Genomic DNA, 11,468 nt, shown 5'->3' with positions numbered 1-11,468 from the left:
CAGCTTAATAGCTGACTTTTATTTATAATTTATAATTGGCTAGTTCAATAATTCGGCAATTTTGTTTTCTAAAGCCAATCCTCTTAAATTCTTAGCAACAATTTTACCTTCACTATCTAAAACAAACATTGACGGGATAGAGCCCACGTTATAACGTTTTGCAATTTCGTCAAAGTATCTTAGGTTAGATACTTGATGCCAAGTTAGATTATCATCCTTTATGGCTTTTATCCATGCTTCTTTTGGATTTTGTTGCCCACGCCTACCATCTAATCCAACACCAATAATCTCTAAACCTTTGTCATGATATTTATTATATACGTTAACAACATTTGGATTTTCTCGCCTACATGGTCCACACCAAGCAGCCCAAAAATCTATAATTGTAATTTTTCCTTTTGAAACAACATCACTTAAGGCCACAATTTTTCCTTCAGGATTTGGCGCAGAAAATTCAGGAGCAACTACTCCGATTGCTGTTGCTTTTTCGGCTTCTAATTTTGCTTTTATAAGATTTATTCTTTCTTCTAAAGCTTTCCCTTCTTTAGAATTTTTTATGCTCCCATCAATTTTGTCATATATTGCTAAAAACTTATTAGGGTCTAGGCTTCTAGAATTTAATTGGGTTTTTAAAATTGGAAGAATACCATAGCTGTTTTTGTTGCTTTCAATATATTCATAAGGGAAATCATTAAACTTTGCTCTTAATTCTTCAACTATTTTTTTATCATTATCAATATTTGCAGAATCTCTTAAAAATTTTGACTGTTCATAGTTTTGTGTAGCATTAACTAAGTTGTTTTTGAGCTCAGTTAATTTTATTTCATAATTGGCATATACATCATTTCCTTCTGATCCTTTAAGAGTTGAGTTTGTGAGTATTTTATTATCAATAACAAGCTCCAGTTCTGCATTTTCAATAATGAGGGGTAAACGACCATTAACACCATTTACAGTGAGATAGTGAAGTGAAGGATTTTCTACCACACCATCTAGAGTAAAAGACTCATTCATGACAATAGCAGTATCTACTGCGGTCATTCTTCCACGTTCATCCATTGTATTCAAATAAACTCTAATACCATTATAGAGTCCTTTTGCTGTTCCATTAATAACATAGTCAGTTCGCTGTTCTTTTTTACAAGCTAAAACGCATAAACTTAAAAAAGCGATGCAAATCAATTTTTTCATAATTCATTTTTTAATTCTTCCACAAATATAAAAAGTTAGCCTTAAGAGATTATATATACTAGTGTAAATTATATCTTAAAAAAGTAAAAGCGTTATTTTTGTCTTAAAGAAAACTACATGATTAATAATGATACAATTGTAGCTTTAGCCACAGCTTCTGGAAGTGGTGCTATTGCTGTAATAAGACTTTCGGGTAAAGATGCTATAAGGTATGTTGACAAGCATTTTAGGTCTGTAAAGGATAATAAATCTTTAATTAATCAAAAATCTCATACAATACATCTTGGTCATATTATTGATGGAACTCGAGAGATTGACGAAGTTTTGGTTTCAATATTTAAGAATCCAAATTCTTATACAGGAGAAAATGTTGTTGAAATTTCATGCCATGGTTCCCAATATATACAACAAGAAATTATTCAGTTATTTCTTAGAACTGGCTGTCGTATGGCTGATGCTGGTGAGTTTACTCTAAGGGCTTTTTTAAATGGCAAGTTAGATTTAAGTCAGGCCGAAGCGGTAGCTGATTTAATAGCTAGTGATAATGCTGCATCACATCAAATAGCAATGCAGCAAATGCGAGGTGGTTTTTCATCAGAAATTGCTAAACTTCGAGAAGAGCTAATGAATTTTGCATCTTTGATTGAATTAGAATTAGATTTTGCTGAAGAAGATGTAGAGTTTGCTGATAGAACTCAATTTAAAGAACTCATTGATAGAATATCATTTGTATTAAAACGACTCATAGATAGTTTTGCAGTTGGTAACGTCATTAAAAATGGAATACCTGTTGCAATCGTTGGTGAGCCAAATGTTGGTAAATCCACCTTACTTAATGCACTTTTAAACGAAGAGCGAGCTATAGTTAGTGATATAGCAGGAACAACACGTGATACAATTGAAGATGAAATCTCAATTGGTGGTATTGGCTTTAGATTCATTGATACTGCTGGTATCCGAGAAACCGAAGATGTCGTTGAAAGTATAGGCATCAAAAAAACTTTTGAAAAAATGGAGCAAGCTCAGGTGGTTGTTCTGTTATTTTCTGCTGAAGAGTTTAAAACTGAAAGCCAACGTTTGAAGATTGAAATCGAAAAAATTAAAAATCGTTTCCCTCAAAAACCTTTGATAATTATTGCAAATAAAATTGATAAACTAACCAATAATGAACTAGAGAAGTTACAATCTCAATTTGAAAATCTTCACTTGCTTTCAGCTAAAACTGGAATTGGTGTAGAAGCATTAAAAGAGAAATTGACTGGATTTGTAAATACTGGTGCACTTCGAAATAATGAAACAATAGTTACCAACACACGTCACTACGACTCACTTTTAAAGGCTTTTGAAGAAATCAACAAAGTGAAATCTGATCTTGAAATGGGACTTTCAGGTGATTTGTTGGCCATAGATATTCGTCAAGCCTTATATCATTTTGGCGAGATTACGGGCGAAATTACTACAGATGACTTGTTGGGGAATATCTTTGCTAATTTCTGTATCGGAAAGTAATACTGATAGGTTTTCTAATTTAATATTCAGTAATATGCAGTCTATATATCGTTACTTTTTTATTCTTTTTTGTAACATTTTTAAAGTGCTGGCGTCCTATATTTAAAATTGCAAATCATGGAATCTAATTATTACGAAGTATCAATGCGAAGAGACAACCAATTATTAGTTGTTACGCACTTATGCCAACTACTAACTTGTTTTACAGGTTTTGGCGGCTTAATTGTGCCTTTAATATTGTGGGCGACTCAAAAGGATAGAGTACAAGGTATGGATACTCATGGTAAGGCAATTATTAATTTTCAGTTGAGCATTATTGTCTACTGTATTATTAGTGTACCGCTCATATTATTGTTTGGTATCGGAATTTTAGTATTAATATTTGTTGGCTTATTCTCATTAATATTTCCAATAATAAACGCTATAAAAGCTAGTAATGGAGAACCACCTAGCTACCCATTATCTCTTAATTTTGTTAGTTAGTTATTTTATTACAGAGATACCAAAAAGGCTCACCAAGAGGTGAGCCTTTTTCATTTATTTAATAGCTTTTTAATTATTAAGCATCACTGGCATAACAAGCATTGTCACATGTTCGCCTTCGTCTAAACCATCTGTTGGAGTTAAAATACCAGCACGATTTGGTAAGCTCATTTCTAATTGTACATTATCTGCATTAAGGTTGTTAATCATCTCAGTTAAGAAACGAGAGTTAAAACCTATTTGCATATCATCGCCTTGGTAATCACAGCTTAAACGCTCTTCTGCTTTATTACTGTAATCAATATCTTCAGCAGAAATATTTAATTCTGCACCAGCAATTTTTAATCTTATCTGATGTGTTGTTTTATTTGAGAATATACTCACACGGCGTACGGAGTTTAAAAATTGTGTACGGTCGATAACTAATTTATTAGGATTCTCCTTTGGGATAACCGCTTCATAATTAGGATATTTACCATCAATTAAACGACATACTAATTCAGAATTGTTAAACGTGAATTTTGCATTAGAGTCATTATACTCAATAGTTACAGATTCTTCACTTCCTGCTAATATACCTTTTAGAAGATTTAAAGGCTTTTTTGGCATAATAAATTCTGCTACAGCATCTGCAGTAACATCTTCGCGTGTATATTTTACTAGTTTGTGAGCGTCTGTAGCCACAAAGGTTAAGTTATCCTGTGAAAACTGAAAGAACACACCACTCATAACGGGTCTTAAATCATCATTACCAGCCGCAAAAATTGTTTTACTAATGGCAGTCGCTAAGATATCACCTTCCAAATTTGTTGTACTTGGGTTATCTAACGCCACAGCTTTTGGGAATTCAGCACCATCAGCATATGCCAGCGCATATTTACCATGATTAGAGCTAATTTCAACAGTATTATTATCTTCAACAACAAACGTTAAGGGTTGCTCAGGAAATGTCTTTAATGTGTCTAATAATAAACGTGCTGGTAAAGCAATACTACCTTCAGAGTCACTTTCTACGTCTACTTTAGATGACATGGTTGTTTCTAAATCACTGGCAGAAACCGTAAGGCTTGATTGCTTTAATTCAAATAGAAAATTATCTAAAATGGGTAAGGTGTTACTACTATTAATTACACCGCCTAAAACTTGAAGTTGTTTTAGTAAATATGTACTTGATACTATAAATTTCATCTGTATGCTTTCGATTTTTTAGCGAATCATTAATCCTTACAAATATATCTTAATCACTTGTTTTTATGAAACAAACTTATTAACAAAACATTGCTTCAAAAATCGTAAAATTATTCTTATAACAAGACGTTTATTTGGCGTATTTACGTTTTCTGAAATAATTAAAAATTAATCCAAAAATGCCTAATAGTAATAATGGTAAAGCAATATTGATAAACTGCCATGTACTTTTTTGCTTCTCGACTTTATCAGAATCTAAAAATGCAATTTCTACTGATTTTGTTCTAATGTTTATAAGTCCAGTATCGTCTAAAAGGTAATTAACAGCATTGAGCAAAAATTCTTTATTGCCAAACGTTCGACCAGTAATACGTTCAAAACCTAATTCAAGTGGTCTTCCTTTTGAAGCTTCATTCTTTATAACATCACCATCAGAGATAATAATCATTTTTGCTGGTTGTCCATTTTCTTGGAAGTTTTCTACATCAAATGGTAAAACTCTATTCTTGTATACAGAATTAAATTCACCTTCGAGTAAAACAGCTAATGTCTGTTTACCTTGATTATAATTTTCCTCATCTGGTTGTTGCGTTACAGATGCTAAAGAGATGGTTTTTAATGGTCCTTCTAACTTTGTGCGCTCAGAGCTTTGTAGTAGAATGGTTTTTTTTATGTCATTTTTTAAAGTGTCTATCTGACTTGCAAAATCAAACTTTACCAAATCTACATTATCACTTATTGGATGATTTGTATTAGAAGATGCTAAAGGTGAATATTGCCATTGTACGGGTTGAAATTGAGTATCGCTACCTTCGCCAATAGCTAATGGAATAGGCGCAGAGTACAAGTCTTTGACTAAGTTCTGATTAATTCTGGCGCCATATTGAAAGAAAAAATCATTTAAGTTTAAATCTTTTGCAATACTTACCGATGAACCAGATTCATTATACAAACTATCACGATCCATAAAAACACCTTCTGTTAACCACAAACTTTTGCCACCAGACATGGTATATTGGTCTAAAACAAGCTTTTCGTTTTCTGTGAATGCTTCAGATGGCTTTGCAGAAATCAATAAATCGTATTGTTTTATTTGGTTTAGAGTTACCTGTGGATTACTAGCCACAGAATCTAATGTAAAAGGGGCTAAATTGTAATAAGGTTGAATTGTTCTTAAAAAATCTGTAACATATAAATCACCTAATTGTCCATTGCCAATTAATACGGCAATTGTTTTTGATTTTTTTGTTGTTAATTGGTCAAAGGCATCTGCAAAATTATATTCTAATTGCTGAATAGAATTTGCCATTTGTGTTTGTAAATCTTCAGCAACACTTTTCTTAAACAATGGTATCTTAATAGTACGTCCTTTATGGCTTGCAAATCCCCATGGGAAAAGGAGTTCTTGAGTAATTTTACCACTTACTTTTTTACTATTTACGTAAGGTTCTAATCCGGTTTTAGTCAATTCTCGAATAATATTATCACGATTGGCTTCGTCTTCTAACGGATCTATATAATTAACTTTTATTAGAGGATTAAGTGTCTGAAACTCTTCAATAAGTTGTTTGGTTTCAGTTTGTAATAATTTAAATTCTGATGGCAAATTTCCTTCTAGAAAAATATCTATAATTAGTGGCGTGTCAGCCAAATCAATAATAGACTTGGCGGTTTCAGAAAGTGTATAACGCTTGTCTTTTGTTAAGTCAAAACGCTTATAGATGATGCTATTACCAATTACATTTAAAGCAATAACAGCTACAAGAACTGAAACTATATATATGATTTTTGATTTACTCTTTTTCATCAAAAGTTATAGGTTCTGTATAGGTTTTTAAACCTGCTACTTTATTATTACTGAATGTAATTTCTACATTACTTTTTTCTTCTGTAAATGCTCCAGGTTCTATGCCTAAACCATAATTCCATTTGTTATTATCATGCGCCTTTTTGGCATCGTCCCATGATAGCCATTCAGCTTTTCCTAAAAGCGTTTCAATTTCGGTTTTTGATTTTCCTTTAAGAGTGTCAGATTCAATAGTGAAATCTATCATCTCATAGCGCAGTGCTGGTTTTTCAGCCCAAGCTTTAGCATCAAAATACTTTTGGTGGTGGTAATTACTAATAATATTTATAAACGGATATAACAGATAGAAATAGGCTAAAGGTGTTAATATTAAACTAATTAGACCTGTTAACCATTTGCGTTTGTCTACAGTATTCAAAAACAGAAAAAGTAGTACAAAAACGACTAGCATAAGTATGACTAAAAGTGGTGTTATAATCATAGCCTAGTTCTTTTTAATATTTAGTTTGGTTAATGCTATAAAAAATGCTGCAACACTCATAAAATAGATTAAATCTCTGGTGTCTATAACACCTCGACTCATGCTTTTATAATGCGAAGACATGCCCAGACTTTCTATATTAAACCCAGAACCAAAAAGATTATAACTAGCAATACCATCAAAGCCAAAGTAGAATACAAAACATATAAAAATGGCAATGATAAAAGCCACAATTTGATTGTCCGTTATGCTAGATGCAAATATGCCTATGGCTGTGTAAGACGCAATTAAGAATAACAGACCAAAATAGGAGCCAATGGTACTACCAATATCCAAGTTACCTTCAGGATTTCCTAATTGACTTATCGTATACACATAAAGTAGCGTTGGTACTAAAGCAATAACAATCAGTAAAAACGAACCAAAGTATTTACCCAATACAATTTGAAGGTGCGATATAGGCTTTGTCAACAAAAGTTCTAATGTACCTTGTTTTTTCTCATCACTAAAACTGCGCATTGTTACTGCTGGAACTAAAAAAATAAGTATCCAAGGCGCTAATAAAAAGAACGATGACAAATCTGCATAACCATTATCCAAAATATTAAACTCTCCAGTAAACACCCATAAAAACAAACCGTTAAGCACCAAAAAAACAGCAATCACCAAATAACCGATGGGTGAGGCGAAGAATGTATTTATTTCTTTTTTTAGTATGGCTAGCATTTTAATTCTGAAGTTTTCATTTATACTTTATCACTTATCATTCGAGCGAAGCGAGCTTATCAACGCTCCAAGCTTCAGGTTTTGCATTAAATAAGGGTTTTGTCTTTGCCCAAACACCTTTGAATAAGTCTGAATGTCTATAATTATTTAGATTATCTTCAGAGTCCCAATAGCTATACGTAAAAAAGATATTACTATTGTTCTGATCTCTATATAATTCTAAAAAATTACAACCTTCAAAGGTTCTAATTTTTGTTTTATTCGCTTCAAAATTAGATAAAAATTCATCTACTTTTTCAGGTTGAAAGCTCATTTTTACAATCCTTACTAACATCTTTACACTTTATCAAAACTAACAGTTACGGTATCCATTGCTTTTAAACCCATCAGTGTAGATGCACTTCCAACAGTACTGCAGTTACTTTTATAAACGGCGATTTCTAAATAATCTGAAGCATTAAAAACAACAAGTGCTTTTCCTTCATCATTACGCTTGTCTTCTGGGATATCAAAATTTATAATATCGCCATAACGGTCATGTACTTTTTTAAATTTGTAGTTTCTAGCTGCTATTTCATAATTGCGTGTTTTTTGCACGCCTTCAAAAAATTTGCGCTTAATATTAGTAATCACATTTCCATAATTATCAATGTGTATGACAGTACCAATAATTTGTGTTTTTTCGTCATTAACAAACGGCACTAAATACTTGATTGGTTTTATATTGTTAATAACTTTTCCAATCACTTCAAGTGTTCCACCTCTTGCAATATGGCAAGCCACTTTTACAAAAACGTCCAAAACTGGGAAGCTTGTCTGTATCTTATCGTGTATATTAATCTCAACAATTTTTTCTGGAGCAATGTCTTGGCAAATCATACTCATGATGCCATTGTTGGCACAGATAAAATAATGCCCGTCTAATTTTACTGCAATATGCTTGTTTTCTGGGCTAAGCTCAGAGTCAATACCAATAATATGTATGGTGCCTTCAGGAAAACTGCTGTACGCATTTTGTATGGTATACGCCGCTTCTATAATATTGAATGGCGAAATGGAATGCGAAACATCAACAATTCTAACATCAGAAAGCTCACTGTAAATAGAACCTTTAACAGTGCCTGCAAAGTGGTCTTTTTCTCCAAAATCAGTAGTTAAAGTTATTATTGGCATTTACAGATTGTTAATATTTTTTTAACCAATCGAGAGATTAAATTATTAGATTTGTTGATGCACAAAGCTAATAAAATTGAACTGATATATTTACTAAAAACAACTTGCTTTTGAACGAACTTATCCTCGAACTCGAAGAAATTTCACCTAAAGAATTTTTTGGCGCTCAAAATGCCAATATTGCACTTTTAAAAACCTATTTCCCAAAACTCAAAATAGTTGCTCGTGGCAACAAGATTAAAGCCTATGGCGATGAAGAGCTCCTAGAGGAGTTTGACCGTCGTATGACCATGCTTATGAAGCACTTTGCCAAGTATAATAAACTTGACGAAAATGTTATTGAGCGAGTGTTAACGAGTCAAACCAGTGATGATTATAACACCTCAAAACAAAGTGGTGAAGTTATTGTGCATGGCGTAGGCGGAAAACTAATAAAAGCGCAAACAGCTAATCAACGTAAATTGGTAGAGAGCATGCGTAAAAACGATATGGTTTTTGCTATTGGTCCTGCCGGAACGGGTAAGACATATACTGGCGTCGCTCTAGCAGTACAAGCTTTAAAGAACAAGCAAGTCAAACGAATTATACTCACAAGGCCAGCTGTAGAAGCTGGAGAGAACCTAGGTTTTTTACCTGGAGATTTAAAGGAAAAATTAGATCCTTATATGCAACCTTTATATGATGCATTGCGTGATATGATTCCTGCGGAGAAATTAGCAAGTTATATCGAGAAAGGTACCATACAAATTGCACCTTTGGCCTTTATGCGTGGACGTACGCTAGATAATGCCTTTGTAATTTTAGATGAAGGTCAGAATACAACCCATAACCAAATGAAAATGTTTTTGACGCGTATGGGTAAAAACGCTAAGTTTTTATTAACCGGTGATCCTGGTCAGGTAGATTTACCAAGACGTACCATTTCTGGATTAAAAGAAGCCCTTTTAGTTCTTAAAAATGTAGATGGTATCGGTATGATTTACTTGGATGACAAAGATGTGATTCGTCATAAACTAGTGAAGAAAGTGATTTCTGCTTATAAAGAAATTGAAAATAGAGATTAATGAGCAACACAATTATAGATACCAATTTTAATTTTCCAAATCAGAAAAGTGTTTACAAAGGAAAAGTAAGAGAAGTTTATAATATCAATGACAATCAATTGGTAATGGTCGCTACCGACCGTTTATCTGCTTTTGATGTGGTGATGCCAAAAGGCATTCCGTACAAAGGGCAAATCTTAAATCAGATTGCCACTCAAATGATGAAAGACACCGAAGATTTGGTACCAAATTGGTTAGTGGCAACACCAGACCCAAATGTTGCTGTGGGTCATTTGTGTGAGCCCTTTAAAGTAGAGATGGTCATTCGTGGTTATATGTCTGGTCATGCGGCTCGTGAGTACAAACTAGGAAAACGAATGCTTTGCGGCGTTGCGATGCCAGATGGGATGCAAGAGAATGATAAATTTCCAGAACCTATCATAACACCTGCTACCAAAGCCGAAATGGGTGACCATGACGAAGATATTTCACGAGAAGATATCTTGAAACGTGGTATTGTTTCTGAAGCGGATTATGAGATTCTTGAAGATTACACCAAAAAACTGTTTCAGCGCGGAACAGAAATCGCAGCAAAGCGCGGTTTGATTTTAGTCGATACCAAATACGAATTTGGTAAAACTAAAGATGGTCAAATTGTACTCATTGACGAAATTCATACACCAGATTCTTCACGTTATTTTTATGCGGATGGTTATGAAGCGCGTCAAAGTAGAGGAGAAGCCCAAAAGCAACTCTCTAAAGAGTTTGTACGTCAATGGCTGATTTCTAACGGATTTCAAGGCTTAGAAGGGCAGACCGTTCCATTTATGTCAGATGACTATATCGAGACGGTTAGTGAACGTTATATTGAACTTTACGAGAATATTACAGGACAAACTTTTGTAAAGGCAGATGTGTCGGATATTCAAAAGCGTATCGAAGCTAATGTTTTAGAATACCTCAAAAGTTAAAATCCGATTGTTCGTTCTGTTTGGCGCTTTGCATTATTCAACACATCATTATAAAGGAAATCGGTCACTTCCATAATGCATCTACTCATTGGTATGCCAGACCAACTGTGCGTACCACCATTTACGGAAAATAAGAAATAGGGTTTCCCTAAACCTTTTAATCGGTCTGCAATAGCTCTAGAACCATGTAAAATCATATAGCCTTTTGCATCTGGACTGCAATAATGATGCGCTGCGATATGATAAGGCACCAAATTGTCATTTGTACCATGGAACAATTGTGTTGGTATGGCTTTATCCGCATCTATTTGGTCCAAGGTTGTAATGGCTCCAGCCATGCCAATAACACCGGCTAATTTAAATTTCTTTGGTAATATTTTGCTCTCGTAAACATAGGCCAAATGCAACACCGCTTCAGCACCAGCACTTGTACCAGAGATCACTACGTTATCTTCATCAACATGAAACGTCGATTTGTTTTTTATAATGTGTTTTATGGCATAACTAATATCGTCAGCTGCAGTGTCAAAAGCCTCAATCTTATCCTTAGTCTTGGTATCGCAACCAAAGCCTTTTTTCTTCATAATCAAACGATAAGAAATAGACGCTACGGCATACCCTTTGGCTGCCATGGCATTTGCAAATTGCTGTGTATTGGCATCATTGCGTTCACCACCAGAAAAGCCTCCACCATGGATATAGAGTAGCAGTGGCAAGTCTTTGTCTACGCCTTGAGGTTTGTAGAAGTCGAGTTGTAAACTATCTTTTCTATTAAATTTATGATAGGTATGTGTGGTTTTTTCAACCGTGTATAGCGAATCTAAATATTCGGTTTGTGCAAAAGCAGACTGTAAACCAAAAACAATAAGGAAAGCAATAATTCTGTACTTCATAAA

At 33.8% G+C, this 11,468-nt stretch carries 12 protein-coding genes; 4 read left to right on the top strand and 8 right to left on the bottom strand.

Annotated elements, in window-relative coordinates; translation table 11 throughout:
• Window positions 1-39: 39 nt before the first annotated feature.
• The gene (locus tag Q0770_RS11570; protein WP_299117113.1) at window positions 40-1,191 is read right to left on the bottom strand and encodes a TlpA disulfide reductase family protein; all 1,152 of its coding nucleotides are present in this window, start codon (window positions 1,189-1,191) and stop codon (window positions 40-42) included.
• A 117-nt stretch (window positions 1,192-1,308) separates the two neighbouring features.
• Between Q0770_RS11570 and mnmE the strand changes: the two genes are divergently transcribed.
• A complete protein-coding gene (mnmE, locus tag Q0770_RS11565) occupies window positions 1,309-2,700 on the top strand; it encodes a tRNA uridine-5-carboxymethylaminomethyl(34) synthesis GTPase MnmE (RefSeq protein ID WP_299117111.1) in 1,392 nt (463 codons plus the stop codon).
• Between the two features lie 144 nt (window positions 2,701-2,844).
• Complete coding sequence (locus Q0770_RS11560) at window positions 2,845-3,183, top strand: DUF4870 domain-containing protein (RefSeq protein ID WP_370454718.1); 339 nt, start codon at window positions 2,845-2,847, stop codon at window positions 3,181-3,183.
• A gap of 69 nt (window positions 3,184-3,252) precedes the next feature.
• Here Q0770_RS11560 and dnaN read toward each other — a convergent pair whose 3' ends face one another.
• The 6 genes from dnaN to Q0770_RS11530 all read right to left on the bottom strand — a co-directional run bounded on the left by dnaN (window position 3,253) and on the right by Q0770_RS11530 (window position 8,558).
• Window positions 3,253-4,371: a DNA polymerase III subunit beta gene (gene dnaN / locus Q0770_RS11555; RefSeq protein WP_299117107.1), complete on the bottom strand. Its 1,119-nt coding sequence runs from the start codon at window positions 4,369-4,371 to the stop codon at window positions 3,253-3,255.
• 130 nt (window positions 4,372-4,501) lie between these two features.
• Window positions 4,502-6,178 carry a gliding motility-associated ABC transporter substrate-binding protein GldG gene (gene gldG, locus Q0770_RS11550; protein WP_299117105.1) on the bottom strand — a complete coding sequence of 559 codons (1,677 nt, stop codon included), beginning with the start codon at window positions 6,176-6,178 and terminating at the stop codon, window positions 4,502-4,504.
• Window positions 6,165-6,659 carry a hypothetical protein gene (locus tag Q0770_RS11545; protein ID WP_299117103.1) on the bottom strand — a complete coding sequence of 165 codons (495 nt, stop codon included), beginning with the start codon at window positions 6,657-6,659 and terminating at the stop codon, window positions 6,165-6,167. Before Q0770_RS11545 ends, gldG begins: the two co-directional genes overlap by 14 nt.
• Before the next feature lie 3 nt (window positions 6,660-6,662).
• Window positions 6,663-7,385, bottom strand: a complete 723-nt coding sequence (gldF, locus tag Q0770_RS11540; RefSeq protein ID WP_299117101.1) for a gliding motility-associated ABC transporter permease subunit GldF — start codon at window positions 7,383-7,385, stop codon at window positions 6,663-6,665.
• Window positions 7,386-7,422: 37 nt separating this feature from the next.
• Window positions 7,423-7,719, bottom strand: coding sequence for a putative quinol monooxygenase (locus tag Q0770_RS11535; RefSeq protein WP_299117099.1), 297 nt, complete (start codon window positions 7,717-7,719; stop codon window positions 7,423-7,425).
• Window positions 7,720-7,721: 2 nt separating this feature from the next.
• A complete protein-coding gene (locus Q0770_RS11530; protein ID WP_188374483.1) occupies window positions 7,722-8,558 on the bottom strand; it encodes an S-adenosyl-l-methionine hydroxide adenosyltransferase family protein in 837 nt (278 codons plus the stop codon).
• Between the two features lie 110 nt (window positions 8,559-8,668).
• On the opposite strand from Q0770_RS11530, the gene Q0770_RS11525 reads away from it, so the two are divergent.
• Both Q0770_RS11525 and Q0770_RS11520 read left to right on the top strand, forming a co-directional pair.
• Window positions 8,669-9,622, top strand: coding sequence for a PhoH family protein (locus Q0770_RS11525; protein ID WP_188374482.1), 954 nt, complete (start codon window positions 8,669-8,671; stop codon window positions 9,620-9,622).
• Window positions 9,622-10,572, top strand: coding sequence for a phosphoribosylaminoimidazolesuccinocarboxamide synthase (locus tag Q0770_RS11520; protein WP_299117092.1), 951 nt, complete (start codon window positions 9,622-9,624; stop codon window positions 10,570-10,572). Before Q0770_RS11525 ends, Q0770_RS11520 begins: the two co-directional genes overlap by 1 nt.
• Here the strand turns inward: Q0770_RS11520 and Q0770_RS11515 are convergent.
• Window positions 10,569-11,465, bottom strand: coding sequence for an alpha/beta hydrolase (locus tag Q0770_RS11515; RefSeq protein WP_299117090.1), 897 nt, complete (start codon window positions 11,463-11,465; stop codon window positions 10,569-10,571). The genes Q0770_RS11520 and Q0770_RS11515 overlap by 4 nt on opposite strands.
• Window positions 11,466-11,468: the final 3 nt, after the last annotated feature.

The sequence above is a fragment of the uncultured Winogradskyella sp. genome, assembly GCF_947501905.1.
GTDB lineage: Bacteria > Bacteroidota > Bacteroidia > Flavobacteriales > Flavobacteriaceae > Winogradskyella.
Note: the sequence above shows the minus strand (reverse complement) of the source record. Positions and strands in the feature narration are given on the sequence as shown.